Genomic DNA, 13,679 nt, shown 5'->3' with positions numbered 1-13,679 from the left:
CATGCGTTGCCTGTTTCCGGCTCAGCCCTTGCCGCGGGTCCGGGTCAGGCCGTGTTCGGCGTTCTTTTCCAGGTACTCGATGATCATTCCCGCGACGTCCTTGCCGGTGGTGGTCTCGATGCCTTCCAGGCCGGGCGAGGAGTTCACCTCCATCACCAGCGGGCCGTGGTTGGAGCGCAGGATGTCCACGCCGGCGACGCTGAGGCCCATGATCTTGGCCGCGCGGATGGCGGTGGAGCGCTCCTCCGGGGTGATCTTGACCAGGCTGGCGGTGCCGCCGCGGTGCAGGTTGGAGCGGAACTCGCCGGGCTTGGCCTGGCGCTTCATCGAGGCGATGACCCGCTCGCCGACCACGAAGCAGCGGATGTCGGCGCCGCCGGCCTCTTGAATGTACTCCTGGACCATGATGTTCTGCTCCATGCCCATGAAGGCCTCGATCACCGACTCGGCGGCCTTCTGCGTCTCGCAGAGCACTACACCTATGCCCTGGGTGCCTTCCAGCAGCTTGATCACCAGCGGCGCGCCGCCGACCATCTCGATCAGGTCGGGAATGTCGTCCGGCGAGTGGGCGAAGCCGGTCACCGGCAGGCCGATGCCCTTGCGCGAGAGCAGCTGCAGCGAGCGCAGCTTGTCCCGCGAGCGGCTGATCGCCACCGATTCGTTGAGCGGGAACACGCCCATCATCTCGAACTGGCGCAGCACCGCGCAGCCGTAGAAGGTCACCGAGGCGCCGATGCGCGGGATCACCGCGTCGAAGCCCTCCAGCGGGCGGCCGCGGTAGTGGATCTGCGGCTTGTGGCTGGCGATGTTCATGTAGGCGCGCAAGGTGTCGATCACGACCACCTGATGGCCGCGCTGCTCGCCGGCTTCCACCAGGCGGCGGGTCGAGTACAGGCGTGGGTTGCGCGACAGCACGGCGATTTTCATTGGGCACCAAGCAGCTTGGGGAAAAGGGGTTTGTCCTGCACGTAGGTCAGCGCCGGATTGACCACCAGCTGGCCGTCGATCAGCGCTTTCGAACCGAGCAGCACGCGGTAGCGCATGGCCTTGCGGCAGGTCAGGGTGAACTCCACCGGCCAGGCACGATCGCCGAGCGCCAGGGTGGTGAGGATGACGTAGCGGGTCTGGGTCTGGCCATTGGAGCTCTTGATGGTCTTCACGGCCACCAGGGGCGCCTGGCAATGGCGATGGCGCAGTTGCACCAGGGTGCCGAGGTGGGCGGTGAAGCGCACCCAGGGCTTGCCGTCGCGCTCGAACTGCACCACCTCGGTGGCATGCAGAGTCGAGGTGCTGGCACCGGTGTCGATCTTCGCCCGCAGTCCGGCGACGCCGAGCTCGGGCAGATCGATCCATTCGCGCAGACCAATCACCGAAAGATGGTCGAATGTCTTCAAGAAGGCGGCGCTCCAACAGTCGGTGTGAGGCATTCTAATCGGCACGACCGACAATCGCACCTGTCTGCGCCGGCCCCGACGGTCGGCCGAATCGGCATGGGAGAGGTGATCTGCAAGCATGAACGAGAAAGATGACGAAAAGGTTCGCCTGGACAAGTGGCTCTGGGCGGCGCGTTTCTACAAGACCCGGGCGCTGGCCAAGGAGGCCATCGAGGGCGGCAAGGTGCATTGCCGCGGCGAGCGCTGCAAGCCCTCGAAGGAGCCGAAGATCGGCGAGGAGCTGACCATCCGCACCGGCTTCGACGAGCGCACCGTGGTGATCCGTGCGCTCAGCGCAGTGCGCCGTGGCGCCCCCGAGGCCCAGCTGCTCTATGAGGAAACCGCCGAGAGCCAGGCCCGCCGCGAGGAAGCCGCGGCCCTGCGCAAGGCCGGCGCCCTCGGCCTGGAGACCGCCGGGCGGCCGAGCAAGAAGCAGCGTCGGCAGCTGTTCCAGTTCCGCCAGGATCATTAGGCGGCTCGTCCGGCCGTGCTCATGGGGCGCATGGAATGGCTGCCGGACGCTCTGGCACGGCGCCGTAGGCGACCCGCGGAATGCCGCCGAGACGGCGCTCGAGCAGGGCGGCGAGGGATTCGTCGGGATCCAGGCAGGCATCGCCGAAATCCTCGCCCAGGTTGCAGGGGTGGCTGATCACCTCCAGGGTGCCCTGCGCCGGCAGGGGCTGGTCGCGCAGGTCGGCCGGGGTGCAGACGTGCTCGACGCAGCGTCCGGCCAGTTGGCGCAGGCGCCGGTTGAGCAGCGCCTTGAACAGCCGCTTGGCCGGGCCGAGGTTGCCGCCCAGGTTGCGCGCCAGGCGCAGCGGCACGCCCTGGGCGGCGGCGAAGCGCGCCAGCCGCTCGCCGACCGGCCAGATGTTGTGCACGTGCTGGTGGGAGTCCAGATGGCTGGGCCGCACCCCGTGGTCCAGGCAGCGCTGCCATTGCGCCTGCAGCTCGTCGTCGATCGCCGCGCGCACCGCCCGGTTCAGCCACAGGCGATGGCGCGGCAGATGCAGCTCGAACTCGCCGGATGCGTTGCAGAAGCAGCTCTGGCTGGCGATGGCGCTGCCCAGCGGGCGGCCGTAGGTGAGGTTGACGTGCAGGCCGACCCGGCCGTGCAGGCCCTCGCTGTGGATCAGCGCGCAGGCCTGGGCGAACGCCGGCATGTTCGCCATCAGGGTGGCGGAGCTGATCAGGCCGCGGCGGAAGGCGCGGACGATGACGGCGTTCTCTTCCCCGTTCAGGCCGAAGTCGTCGGCATTGATGATCACTCGGCTGGGCATGGGCGTTCTCCGCTGCTGCGCGGGGGCTGGTCCGCGGACTGCAGGCGGCGGGCCTTGACGGCGCTCCACAGGCGATGGGCCAGGCCCAGGGCGATGCCGTCGGGGCGCCAGGAGTAGAAGCTCCAGCGCAGCTGCAGGAGCTCGCCGGTCATGCGTTCGTGCAACTGGTGGCTGGAGCCCTGCAGGCTGACCCGCGAGGCGTCGATCCACTGCCAGCCGTCCTCCAGCCCCCAGCGAATCCACTCGTCCAGCAGCAGGCGGCCGCTGCCGAGTTCGGCGTACTCCGGCAGGAAGGCCAGGTTGTAGTCGTACAGCCGGCCGCGCTCCAGCAGCCCGAGGCGGTAGCTGATGCAGCGCCCCTGGTGTTCGAGCAGCACGATGCGCACCAGACCGGCCGTGGCCAGCGCGCCGAAGGCTTCGTGCATCCATTGCCGGCGCCGTTCACCGGAGAAGATGCCGACGCCCTGCTCGCCCTTCCAGCTGGCCTGCTCGATGGCGGCGATGGCCTCCAGCGCGGCGCCGATGCTCGCGCCGTCCGGGGTCAGGCGCTGTACCCGGGCATTGCAGGCGGCGGCGCGCTTGCGTGCCCGGCGCAGCTTGTAGCGCAGGTCGCCGGACGGCTCGCGGCGGTCGCCTTCGTCGATCGCGTGCACCGGCACCCGGCAGCTCGGGCGCCGCTCGTGGGTCGAGCTGGCGGCGGCCCAGTCCTCGAGCAGGGCTTCCTGTTCGCCGCCCTCGACCAGTTCGTGCAGTTGCAGGAGGGCATGCGGCAGGTGCCGGCGGATGGCCGTCCGCACCTGGCGGCGGCCGTCCGCGTCGAGCCGGCAGAGCAGGGCTATGCGGTCGCTGAGCGGATGGCCGAGGTGGCGCAGCACCGTCCAGCGCAGGCCGAAGCGGCGTTCGCGGGCGCAGACCAGCGGCAGGCACAGGCGCAGCTCGTCGCCCGCCCAGGCCAGCAGCACCTGCAGCTCCTGTCCCGGCTCGAGGGCGCGTTCGGCGGCCTGCAGCCAGCCGAGCTGGTTGAACGGAGTGGCCTGCGGCACCTGGGCCTGGAGCCTGGCGTAGGCGTCACGGGGAAAGTCGGCGGCGCAGAGGCCGGTCATCCATTGCAGGCGGTAGTCCATGATGAGGTCCGTTCTCGCTGGGAGCCGCTTGGCATGCTGTACAGCAGCGTAGCAGCTGGACATACCGACGGTTTGAATCACATGGATACGTTTCCCTCGTCGCGCCGCGCCCCCGGCGTCTATAGTCCTGAACGGACCTGCGCGGGAGCGGCGCCAGGCGGTCCCGGCCGGTTCCTCCCGGCACGTTCGTGTGGCGCGGTGCAGGATGCACAAGATGAAGCAGAAAGCCTTCGAGCAGGATTCCGGCCTGTCCCTCTATGGCGGCTACCGCATCGCGGTGGTCCGCTCCCTGGAAGATGTCGGGCCTTGCCTGGCGGACTGGGAGGCGCTGGCCCGCTCGGCCGGCGAGCCCAACGTGTTCTATTCGCCCTGGGCCCTGCTGCCGGCCCTCGAGCACCTGGCCGGCGACAAGCGCTTCGCCCTGCTGTTCGTGATCCGTCCGGGCAGGCCCGATACCGCGGACAGGCCGGTGCTGGACGGCTTCTTCCCGCTGCTCGAGCCGGTCGGTTGCGCCCTGCTGCCGCTGAAGGTGGCGAGGATGTTCCGCCACCGCTACTGCTTTTCGGTGGCGCCGCTGGTGCGCGAGGGGCGCGAGCCGGCGGTCATGCGCGCCTTCCTGCGCTGGCTGCAGGCGCACCGCCGCCAGTATCCGCTGTTGCTGCTGCGCGATGCGCCCGCCGACGGGCCGCTGGCCACGGCCCTGCGCAGCGCCCTGGCCGACGAGGGCCGGCATTCCCACGAGGGCGCCCGGCGCTCGCGCGCGCTGATCGAGCCGGGCGACGATGCCGAGGACTATCTGGGGCGGGCCCTGTCCGCGAAGCGGCGCAAGGAATACCGGCGGCTGGGCCGGCGCCTGGCCGAACTGGGCGAGCTGCGCCTGCGCGTGCTGCAGCCGCACGGCGAGGACCTCGGGGCCTGGCTGTCGGCCTTCGTCGCGCTGGAGGCGAAGGGCTGGAAGGGGCAGTCGCGCTCGGCCCTGGGCTGCCGCGCCGCCTGTCGCCGCTACTTCGAGGAGGTCGCCACGGCCGCCTATGCGCGCGGCCAGCTGCGGATGCTCGAGCTGTCCCTGGATGGCCGGCCGCTGGCGATGCTCTGCGACTTCCTCGCCCCGCCGGGGGCCTTTGCCTTCAAAGTCGCCTTCGACGAGGACTACGCCCGCTATTCCCCCGGCGCGCTCCTCGAACTCGAGTGCATCCGCCTGTTGCACGAGCAGAAGGCGCAGGGCATCCGCTGGATGGACTCCTGCGCGGCGCCGGAGCATGGCCTGAGCAACAGCCTGTGGCTGGAGCGCAAGCCGCTGTGCACCTTCCTGCTCAGCAGCGGCTCGCTCCTGGCTGATTGCTGGGTCGAGCTGTATCCCTACGGGAAGCGCCTGAAGGGGTGCTGGAGGCGATACCAGGCGAGGCTGCCGGACTGGCTGCCGAGCTGGTCGCGCACCGCCGGCGGCTGATGGCAGAGGCGCAGGCAGCCGAACAGCGTGAACACCCGGGTCTGCCAGCCGAGCGGCTGGAAGCCCAGGTGTTCGAGCAGCTTGCGGGCGCGCGCATTGCGCGCATCGACCACCGCCCTGGCGTGCTGATGGCCGGCCGTCCGCAGCCGTTCCCAGAGGTGCTCCTGGCCGCCGAGGATCAGCGCACTGCCGCGATGACCGGGGGCGACCTCGACGGCGAACAGGTAGACGCCCGGCGCCGTGACCGGAAACCAGCAGCGATAGTAGTGGCGGTCGTAGTAGTCGCGGTCGCTGTACCAGACGAAGGCGCAGATGTTGCCTTCGTCGTCCAGGGCGGCCAGGCCCTGCACCCCGGCCTCTTCGAGCAGGTCGCCGATCACTGCCCGGTGCTGGGGAAAGTGGCGTTCGAAGGCCGGCAGCAGTTCCCGGCCGATCGGCGGGTAGCGCCAGTGGTGCTGGCGTTGCAGCCTTGGCGCCTCCAGGGTCAGGTCGCGCTCCATCCAGAGCAGGTGCCGCTGGCCGTACAGGTAGCGTGCGCAGAGATGGTGCAGGCTGCCGGACAGCCCCTTGCGTTTCACCTTGCCGGCCAGATCCCTCGGGTTCATGGTGCCTCCCATTCGAGGACGAAGAGGGTTTCGCCCGGCAGGCTGAAGCGCCATGGCTGCTCGGTGCAGTCGAGGCGGGCCTCGCCGGGCTCCGCCGTCGCGCTCAGCAGGTGCAGGCGGGGCGGCTCCTGATCGCGGCAGGTCAGCGGCTCGCCGCGCAGCCGTACTTCCTGATGACGTGGCGTCTTGTTCACGCCGAACAGCACGATCCGGGCGCCGGAGCGCATGGCCAGGACATCCACTTCGAAGGCGTCGTTGTCCAGGCGCAGGACCTGCTCCTGCCAGTGCCGCTGCATGAAGACCATGGCCTCGCCGACCGGCTTGAGGACGTAGCGGCCATCGTCCGACAGGCCGATCATGCCCTTGGCATGGTTCTCGTTGTCGGTGGCGGGAAACCAGTCGAGCAGCTCCAGCAGGCCGTCCTGGGCCGCGTTGACGGCCACCGAGGCCCACCAGAGCGCGGCGATCCCGGTTTCCTGCTCGTAGGGGCTGACGCTGTTGCCGCTGGATAGGTTGGTCTGCTCCAGCAGCAGCGCCTTGCGTGGCCGGCCGTGGGCGTTGACGCCGACCAGTTGCGCGGCCTGGCGCACGGCGTCGCGGTAGACGCCAGTGGCGCGCAGGTCGCGGACCATCCATTCGTGCCAGGACAGGGCGTCGATCCACTCGCCGTGCTCGGCCAGCAGCTGTTGCGCCCAGTCCAGGCCGCGCCGTGCGCTGGCGCCATTGAGGCTTGGGCCGTTGATCAGGCGTGAGGAAGACGGCACGGCGAGGCGCACCCCGGCTTCGCGGGCGCCGGGGTGCTCGCGGAGCAGCGGGGCCATCCGGGCGAAATAGGCGGCGAAACTGGCGTAGTCGGGGTAGTTGAGGTTGGGCTCGTCGGCCAGGGCCAGGTAATGGATGCCTTTCCCGCCGAGGGCGACGATGCCGTCGAGCCAGGCCTTCAGCCCGTCGCGGCTCATCTCGTTGGCGGCGAGCAGCGGGCGCCGGCCGCTCTGCGAGAGCAGGGTGATGTCGGTACGGATGCCATAGCGGTTCAGGTACAGGGGACGGAACTGCTCCTCGCGCTTTGGATTGCGGGTCATCGCGTCGACGAAGCTGTAGTAGCTGGCAGCGCGCGGCGCCAGCCGGGCGAGCAGTTCGGGCGCCTCGGGTGGTGTGTAGGGCAGGGCCACGCCGAGTTTGGGCGTCGGGCCGAGGACTTCGCCGTGCAGTTCAAGACCGACCTTGCCGGGGACGAGCTCCGGGCTGAACAGGTGCTCGGGGCGCTGGGCGAACAGGTTGGCGCTGCCGTCCAGCCAGAAGGCGGCTTTGCCGCGTCCGCGCAGGCGCAGGCTCCAGACCTGGTCCTCGGTGGACGCCGGCAACTCGATGCGGTCGCTTTGTCTGTAGTGGAGGTCGCGCGACAGCGGCAGGTAGAGGCTGTGCCCGTCGCTCAGGCGCTCGGCGTACAGGCCGTCGACGCCGCCGTGGTACTTGCCGGCGAGCAGCGCGCGCTCGCCGCCGCGCACGCGGAAGTACAGGCGCGTGCCGGCCGGCAGTTCGGCGCAGAAGTGCAGCTTGACCGGCTCGAACAGCGCGGCGGTGTCGTCGGCATGCCGGACCCGGTAGCGGCGGAAGCTGTAGCCGGGGATTTCCAGGCGCTGGTCGCCGTCCTCGGGGCGCAGCGCCCACTGCTGGCGGCCGCGGACTTCTTCGGCGGCGATGTCGCGGCGGGCCAGCAGGCGACCGTCGCCGGCCTGCAGGTAGAGGCGCTCGGCGTTGGCCTCGGCCTGCCAGGCCGGCTGCCAGTCGACCTGCAGGCTGTCGCCCTGTTGAGCGCGCAGGTACAGCGCGCCGTCGCGGATGCCGGGCCACTCCTGGGCCTGCGCCCCCGGCAGCAGGGCGGCGAGCAGCAGGCCGCCGAGCAATGCGCATCGTCCGTTCATGTCGCCGTCCCCAATTGGGCGCGCAGCAGGCGCAGGTCGCTGGGCAGGATCAGCAGGGTCTGGCCGATGGCGATGCCGCTGACCCGCCAGTAGAGCAGCAGCATGGCCAGGGCCAGGGCGCTGTAGGCGACCGACGAGGCGACCGCCGCGCCGACGATGCCCCAGCGCGGAATCAGCAGCAGCGCCAGCAGCAGGTTCAGCGCCGCGGCGCCGCCGGCGAAGATCGACAGGGTGCCGGGCCGTTCCTTGCCGAGCAGATCCAGGTGCAGGATGCTCGAGTAGCACAGGCTGAACATGCCGGGCAGCAGGGCCAGCAGGGCCGGATAGGCCGGCCGGAAGGCGTCGCCGAACAGCAGCACGATCAGCCACTCGCCGGTCACGGCCAGGCACAGGCAGGCGGCGAGCATCGCGGTGCCGGTCAGGCGCAGCGCCAGCGGGGTGAGCCGCTCGATGCCCGCGTCCTGCTGCAGCAGGCGCTTCATCAGTGGCGTGGTGACCGCTTCGGGGACGATGAACAGCAGCTCGGCGGCGGCGGTGGCCATGGCGTAGTAGCCGAGCTGCTCGCTGTCGAGCAGCAGGCCGATGAGCAGGTAGTCGGCGCGCATCAGCATCTGCTGGAACAGCACGTCGGGGTGGCTCTTGCTGCCGAAGCGCAGCAGCTCGCCCTGGCTGGCCGGATCCCAGCGCAGGCGGATGCTGTGATAGCGGGCGAGCAGGCAGAGGCCGGCCGCCACCACCAGCGCCAGGCCGCCGAGCCAGCTGATCAGCGCGGCGCTCAGCGCGGCGTCCGGCCACGTCCAGATCAGGGCGAGGAACAGCAGCAAAGGCGCCAGCGACTCCAGAAGGCGCAGACCGTTGAAGGTGCCGACCCGACCGTCGGCGTTGTGCAGGGTGAGCAGGGCGCTCTTCAGCACGAACAGCGGCACGGCCAGCAGCAGCAGCCAGGCGAAGGGGCCGAGCTGGCGCATGATCTCCAGGTCCTGGCCGAACGACTGCAGCGCCTCCACGCCGACCAGGGTGGCCAGTGCCGAGGCCAGGCAGCCGTAGAGCAGCATCAGGGTCAACAGCAGCCCCATCGGATGCTGGCGCGCCGCCTGGTAGCCGAGGGCGGTGTTCAACCCGCCGCTGGTGGCCGCGCCGATCAGCTCCGGCAGGGCGCTGAGCAGGGCGAACAGGCCGCGGTCGGCGGGGCCGAGGATGCGCGCCAGCAGCACGTTGCGCAGCAGACGCAGGGCGAGCATCGCCAGTTTGGTGCCGATGCTGAACAGCAGTTGGCGAATATAGTCACTGGACTTCATTCCGGACTTCCTGCAGGCCGCTGGCCTGTACTGCCGATTGCTCGGCGCCCTGGCGGCGGACGCCTTGCAGGATGCGCCAGCCGAGCAGGGCGGGCCGACAGGCGACCTGGTGGCTGACGCCGATGCGCGGCAGCGACAGCGAGACCGCCTGGCGGCTGCGCTGCAGGCCGGGCCGGGTGCCCAGCGCCTGGTTATAGCCCAGCCGCCTGAGCGCGGCGCAGACCTGCGCGTCGTGGTCGCCGTTGGGGTAGCAGTAGACCGGTAGCGGTCGGCGGCAATGCGCGGCGATGGCTTCGTGCGAGCGCCGCAGCTCGGCCTCCAGGCTGTCGTCGTCGAGGTTGGTGAGGATCGCATGGCTGGCGCCGTGCGGGCCGAAGCGCACCAGCCCGGAGTCCTCCAGCGCCTGCACCTGCCGCCAGTCCATGGCATGCGGCCCGGGTGGGGGCGGGCAGCTGTCGGCGAGTTCCTGCAGGGTGGTCGCCGGCAGGCCTTTCAGGCGCTGCAGGAACTGCGCGAGGGCCTGGCTGCGGCGTTGCTCGGAGCGCGCGGTACGCAGCTCGTCCGGCAGGTTCAGGTGCTGGCGCAGGCGGGCGCCGAGCTGCTCGCGGGCCTCCTCGCCGAAGCTGCCCCAGAGGGTTTCGCCGATGGCCTCCCACCAGAAGCGCCGTGGGCTGCCGATGAAGTCGGTGGACAGGAAGATGCTCGCCGGCAGCCCGCGCTGCTGCAGCAGCGGGAAGGCGTGCTCGGCGTTGTCGCGCCAGCCGTCGTCGAAGGTCAGGGCCAGGCGCGGCGGCCCGTTCGCCGGGGCAGCCGGGTCGAGCAGCTCGGTGAGCGGCACGCAGTCGAAGTGGCGTTCGAGCCAGTGCAGCAGGTTGCCGAAGGCCGGTTTGCCGATGCACAGGGCGTTGCGGTGCGGCAGGGCCGCCTGCGCATCCTCGGCCAGCACCCGGTGCAGCATCAGGATGGTGCCGGTTCCGCGCAGCAGGCGGCGTCCTGCTGGGGTGTCGAGGCAGAGCCAGCCGGTAGCGGCCTTGATCAGCTGCGTGAAGGGCACGAGACCTCCTTAGCGGTTCTGTTGCGGATTCCAGTGCTGGTAGCGCTGCCCGCTGAGGAACTGCCAGACACCGGCGCTCATCGCGGCCAGGGTCACCAGCAGGTAGGCCGCCAGGTGGAAGGGTTTCGGCAGGTGCCGGCGCTGGCCGAGCAGGCCGATCACCGCCACCCCGTAGCCGGCGAGCTGGGCGAGCAAGGCGAGGCGGTAGAGCTCGCCTTCGCTCCACAGCCAGAAACTGCTCAGCAGCAGGGGAATCAGCAGGACCGGCGCGAGCCGGCGAACCAGCTTGTGGGTGAACAGGCCGAGGGCGAGCAGGCCGTGCCGGCGCGGGTCGAGCAGCTCGCGGCGGCGGGCCAGGCTGCGCAGGCCGCGGGTGGTGATCCGGCGGCGGCGGCGGAACTGGTTGTCGGCGCTCTCCACGCCGACATCGAGGACCCGGGCGGCTTCGGCGAAGACGATGCGCTGTCCGGCCACCGGCGCGCAGGTGCTCAGGAAGAAGTCGTCGGTGACATCCGCCGGTACCGTCTGGAACAGGCTGCGGCGCAGGGCCTGCAGGCCGCCGTCGGCCGAGGCCAGGCAGCCGGTGTGGCTTTCCAGGCGGCGCAGCCAGGACTCGTAGGCGCGGTACAGGCGGTCGCCGACGGCCAGCGCCTTGCCCGCGGTGGGAATGGCCACGTTGCCGATGGTGGCGCCGACCTGCGGGTCGGCGAAGGGCGCGACCAGCTGGCGCAGGGTGTCGCCGGTCCACAGGGTGTCGGCGTCGCTGAACACCAGGATCTCGCCGTCGGCCACGGCCACCGCGTTGTTCAGCGCCCCGGCCTTGCCGCTGCGCGGCAGGTCCAGTACGCGGATGTCGTCCCAGGGACGGAGCTGGGCGACGCGCCGGGCCAGCGTCACGGTGGCGTCGCTGGAGCCGTCGCTGGCGACGATGGTCTGCCGCCGCTCGCGCGGGTAGCCGTCGTCGAGCAGCGAGCGCAGCTTGGCCACGATGTTCCGCTCTTCGTTGTAGGCGGCGACGATCACGCTGACCCGCGGCAGCTCCTGTGGCGCGCCGTTCGGCGCGGAATGGCGGAACGGCGCGTACAGGGCGAGCAGGGCGGGGTAGCCCAGGTAGGCGAAGAGCGGCAGGCAGAGGCACAGCCAGAAGATCGCTTCAGCCACGGGAAGGCCTCCGTGCGCTCAGGTTGGTCAGGCCCATCAGCAGGGCGATGCCGGCGACGTGCAGTCGCAGCCAGTGCAGCAGCGCCAGGCGCGCGGCCAGCAGCGGGCGCTGCCGGGTGTAGCGGTGGCGCAGGCTGAGCAGGCCGGCCGGCAGCCAGCCCAGGGCGAAGGCGCCAAGGGCGGCCCCCGGCTGGCCGAGCAGCAGGCAGAGCAGGGCCAGCGCGTCGAGCGCCCAGTGCCCGGCCGCCAGCAGCGGGAAGCGCAGCAGACGCAGGCTGGCGTGGCCCTTGCGCAGCAGCTGGGCCTGGCTGCTCTGCCGCCAGAGCTCCTTGCCCAGCCACTCGCCCCAGCTGCCTTCGAAGCCCCAGTTGAGCACCGTGGGCGTGGGCAGGCTGAGCAGGCGCGCGCCGGCTTCGCCGAGGCGCAGGCCGAGGTCCTTGTCCTCGCCGCTGCGCAGGCGCTCGTCGAAGCCGCCGACGCGCTCGAACCAGGCGCGCTCCAGGCACAGGTTGGCGGTCGGCAGCCAGTCCAGCAGCGCCGGGCGGTCTCGCTCGGCGACCAGCCGCTGCAGCCAGGCGCGGGCATACCAGGGCGCCTGGGGCGGCGCCTGGTGGACCAGGCCGAGCACGTCGGCGCGGTCCGCCTCGCGCACCGCGCGCCAGGTGGTCAGCCAGTCCGCGGGCATCTCCATGTCGGCATCGAGGAAGGCCAGGCAGTCGCCGCTGGCCGCCGCGGCGCCGCGGTTGCGCAGGGCGCCGATGTTCACTCCGGGACAGTCCAGCACTCGTGCGCCGAGGCCGCGGGCCAGCGCCTGGCTGCCGTCGCGGGAGCCGTTGTCGGGGACGATCAGCTCGTACTCGAGGCCGGCCTGTTCGGCGGCGCGCCGGGCGGCTTCCAGGGTGCGGCCGAGGCGTTCGGCCTCGTCGAGGGTCGGCACGATGATCGAGATGCGCTTCATGGCCGCTCTCCGGCCGCGTCGTCGTCGGCCTGCAGGCGCAGGAAACTGGTGATCCCGAGCATCACCCAGAGGTACTTGTGGCTCGGCACGCTGAGGAAGAACAGGAAGCAGGCCAGCGCCAGGCAGGACAGGCCGAAGTGGGCGGCCAGCGCCGCCCGCTCGGGGTCGCCGCGGCTCAGCCAGTGGCGGCGGGCGACCTGGCAGTTGCGCAGGCTGAGCAGGATCAGGCCGACGAACAGCAGGCCGCCGGGCACGCCGACCTCGCTGAACATGCCCAGGTAGGTGTTGTGCGCTTCGCGGTACAGCTCGACCGGCAGCCCCCGGATGGAGAAGGCGATGGCGTAGCCGGTCTTGGCGAACTCCAGGGGAAAGGTGCCGGGGCCACTGCCGAGCAGCGGGTGTTCGGCGATGATCTGGCTGCCCACCACCACGTAGGCGCTGCGCCGGGCCAGCGAGGTGTCGGCGTAGGCCTTGACCCCCGATTTCAGGCTGGCGAGGACCTCCAGGCGCTGGATGAAGCTGTCCGGCAGCAGCGCGGGGGCGAGCGGCACGGCGATCGCCCCGGCCAGGATCACCCAGCCGAGGCGGCGGATCACCAGGTATTTCAGGTGCTCGCGGTAGTGCCAGGCGGCGATGGCGACGGTCAGCAGCACCACCAGCAGGCCGGATCGCGAGCCGGTGCGGCCGAGGCCGGCGAGCAGCAACAGCAGCGGCGCCAGCCAGAACAGCCGCTGCGGCCAGCGCGGTGCGCGCACCACCAGGAGCAGCGCCAGCGGAAGGGCGACGCTGATCAGCAGGGCGAAGTAGTTGGGGTCGGCGAGCAGGCCAATGGCGCGGCTGGCCGGCTGGGTGCTGGTGGAGAGCAGGGCGACCACGCAGGTGCTGGCCACCGACAGCACCAGCACGCGGGCCAGGGCCGGCAGGTCGAGGTCGCGGCCGAACAGCACGGTGAGGCTGAACAGCACCAGGCCGACGGCGAGCTGACGCAGCTGCTGCAGCGACAGGCCGAGGTGGCTGCTGAACGCCAGGCTGGTCATATAAAAAGCGAGGAAGGCCAGCAGCAGCGGCCACAGATTGCTGCGCAGGCGCCGTACCGGCAGCTGGCGCAGCAGCAGCTGCAGGGCGGCGATGGCGATCAGCGCGAGGCCGAGCAGCTTGTTCAGGGTGAAGCCGGCACTGCTGCTCCCGCCGGCGGCATCGGCGGCGGAGAACAGGCCTTCGAAGGGCACCAGGGCGAGCATCACCAGCAGGCCCCAGACCGGCTTGCGGTAGAGCACGGCGAGGGCGGCGAGGGCGGGAAACGCCAGCGGCGCCAGATAGGGCCAGGGGCTGGCCAGCAGCAGCAGGCAGGCCAGTCCGAGCAGCAGAGCCAGGGGTAGCGTCAGGACCAT

The 13,679-nt window shown here is 70.9% G+C and carries 13 protein-coding genes; 2 read left to right on the top strand and 11 right to left on the bottom strand.

From position 1 onward, the window contains the following. Positions 1–21: 21 nt before the first annotated feature. Both rimK and rimB read right to left on the bottom strand, forming a co-directional pair. Positions 22–927, bottom strand: a complete 906-nt coding sequence (gene rimK, locus ACG10_RS18930) for a 30S ribosomal protein S6--L-glutamate ligase (protein ID WP_089169391.1) — start codon at positions 925–927, stop codon at positions 22–24. Continuing rightward, positions 924–1,394 carry a retropepsin-like aspartic endopeptidase RimB gene (gene rimB / locus ACG10_RS18925; RefSeq protein WP_089169390.1) on the bottom strand — a complete coding sequence of 157 codons (471 nt, stop codon included), beginning with the start codon at positions 1,392–1,394 and terminating at the stop codon, positions 924–926. Before rimB ends, rimK begins: the two co-directional genes overlap by 4 nt. 118 nt (positions 1,395–1,512) lie before the next feature. Here rimB and hslR point away from each other — a divergent pair, with 118 nt between their 5' ends. Then, positions 1,513–1,905: a ribosome-associated heat shock protein Hsp15 gene (gene hslR / locus ACG10_RS18920; protein WP_089169389.1), complete on the top strand. Its 393-nt coding sequence runs from the start codon at positions 1,513–1,515 to the stop codon at positions 1,903–1,905. 19 nt (positions 1,906–1,924) lie between these two features. Here the strand turns inward: hslR and ACG10_RS18915 are convergent, their stop codons facing one another. Together ACG10_RS18915 and ACG10_RS18910 are read right to left on the bottom strand one after the other, a co-directional pair. Then, the gene (locus ACG10_RS18915) at positions 1,925–2,713 is read right to left on the bottom strand and encodes a ChbG/HpnK family deacetylase (protein ID WP_089169388.1); all 789 of its coding nucleotides are present in this window, start codon (positions 2,711–2,713) and stop codon (positions 1,925–1,927) included. Further along, complete coding sequence (locus tag ACG10_RS18910; protein WP_089169387.1) at positions 2,698–3,837, bottom strand: GNAT family N-acetyltransferase; 1,140 nt, start codon at positions 3,835–3,837, stop codon at positions 2,698–2,700. The genes ACG10_RS18915 and ACG10_RS18910 overlap by 16 nt, the downstream gene beginning before the upstream one ends. 214 nt (positions 3,838–4,051) lie before the next feature. Here ACG10_RS18910 and ACG10_RS18905 point away from each other — a divergent pair, with 214 nt between their 5' ends. Continuing rightward, positions 4,052–5,287 carry a GNAT family N-acetyltransferase gene (locus ACG10_RS18905; RefSeq protein ID WP_157731483.1) on the top strand — a complete coding sequence of 412 codons (1,236 nt, stop codon included), beginning with the start codon at positions 4,052–4,054 and terminating at the stop codon, positions 5,285–5,287. Here ACG10_RS18905 and ACG10_RS18900 read toward each other — a convergent pair. Genes ACG10_RS18900 through ACG10_RS18870 form a run of 7 tightly spaced genes read right to left on the bottom strand, consistent with a single transcriptional unit; the run spans position 5,197 to position 13,679 of the window. Then, positions 5,197–5,892 (bottom strand): GNAT family N-acetyltransferase, encoded by a 696-nt coding sequence (locus ACG10_RS18900; RefSeq protein WP_089169385.1) that lies wholly within the window; start codon positions 5,890–5,892, stop codon positions 5,197–5,199. The genes ACG10_RS18905 and ACG10_RS18900 overlap by 91 nt on opposite strands. Beyond that, positions 5,889–7,817 carry a hypothetical protein gene (locus ACG10_RS18895; protein ID WP_089169384.1) on the bottom strand — a complete coding sequence of 643 codons (1,929 nt, stop codon included), beginning with the start codon at positions 7,815–7,817 and terminating at the stop codon, positions 5,889–5,891. The genes ACG10_RS18900 and ACG10_RS18895 overlap by 4 nt, the downstream gene beginning before the upstream one ends. After that, on the bottom strand, positions 7,814–9,115 hold the full coding sequence (locus ACG10_RS18890) for a lipopolysaccharide biosynthesis protein (protein ID WP_089169383.1): 1,302 nt from the start codon (positions 9,113–9,115) through the stop codon (positions 7,814–7,816). The genes ACG10_RS18895 and ACG10_RS18890 overlap by 4 nt, the downstream gene beginning before the upstream one ends. Further along, positions 9,102–10,169: a polysaccharide deacetylase family protein gene (locus tag ACG10_RS18885; protein WP_089169382.1), complete on the bottom strand. Its 1,068-nt coding sequence runs from the start codon at positions 10,167–10,169 to the stop codon at positions 9,102–9,104. Before ACG10_RS18885 ends, ACG10_RS18890 begins: the two co-directional genes overlap by 14 nt. A 9-nt stretch (positions 10,170–10,178) precedes the next feature. Continuing rightward, a complete protein-coding gene (locus tag ACG10_RS18880) occupies positions 10,179–11,330 on the bottom strand; it encodes a glycosyltransferase (RefSeq protein WP_089169381.1) in 1,152 nt (383 codons plus the stop codon). Continuing rightward, positions 11,323–12,288, bottom strand: a complete 966-nt coding sequence (locus ACG10_RS18875; protein ID WP_089169380.1) for a glycosyltransferase — start codon at positions 12,286–12,288, stop codon at positions 11,323–11,325. Before ACG10_RS18875 ends, ACG10_RS18880 begins: the two co-directional genes overlap by 8 nt. Next, positions 12,285–13,679: an O-antigen ligase family protein gene (locus ACG10_RS18870; protein ID WP_089169379.1), complete on the bottom strand. Its 1,395-nt coding sequence runs from the start codon at positions 13,677–13,679 to the stop codon at positions 12,285–12,287. Before ACG10_RS18870 ends, ACG10_RS18875 begins: the two co-directional genes overlap by 4 nt.

Source organism: Azotobacter chroococcum (assembly GCF_002220155.1).
GTDB lineage: Bacteria > Pseudomonadota > Gammaproteobacteria > Pseudomonadales > Pseudomonadaceae > Azotobacter > Azotobacter chroococcum.
Note: the sequence above shows the minus strand (reverse complement) of the source record. Positions and strands in the feature narration are given on the sequence as shown.

Coding starts and splice junctions, on each gene's coding strand:
- rimK (WP_089169391.1), bottom strand. CDS start 927: ATGAAAATCGCCGTGCTGTCGCGCAACCCACGCCTGTACTCGACCCGC.
- hslR (WP_089169389.1), top strand. CDS start 1,513: ATGAACGAGAAAGATGACGAAAAGGTTCGCCTGGACAAGTGGCTCTGG.
- ACG10_RS18915 (WP_089169388.1), bottom strand. CDS start 2,713: ATGCCCAGCCGAGTGATCATCAATGCCGACGACTTCGGCCTGAACGGG.
- ACG10_RS18910 (WP_089169387.1), bottom strand. CDS start 3,837: ATGGACTACCGCCTGCAATGGATGACCGGCCTCTGCGCCGCCGACTTT.
- ACG10_RS18905 (WP_157731483.1), top strand. CDS start 4,052: ATGAAGCAGAAAGCCTTCGAGCAGGATTCCGGCCTGTCCCTCTATGGC.
- ACG10_RS18900 (WP_089169385.1), bottom strand. CDS start 5,892: ATGAACCCGAGGGATCTGGCCGGCAAGGTGAAACGCAAGGGGCTGTCC.
- ACG10_RS18895 (WP_089169384.1), bottom strand. CDS start 7,817: ATGAACGGACGATGCGCATTGCTCGGCGGCCTGCTGCTCGCCGCCCTG.
- ACG10_RS18890 (WP_089169383.1), bottom strand. CDS start 9,115: ATGAAGTCCAGTGACTATATTCGCCAACTGCTGTTCAGCATCGGCACC.
- ACG10_RS18875 (WP_089169380.1), bottom strand. CDS start 12,288: ATGAAGCGCATCTCGATCATCGTGCCGACCCTCGACGAGGCCGAACGC.
- ACG10_RS18870 (WP_089169379.1), bottom strand. CDS start 13,679: ATGGTCCTGACGCTACCCCTGGCTCTGCTGCTCGGACTGGCCTGCCTG.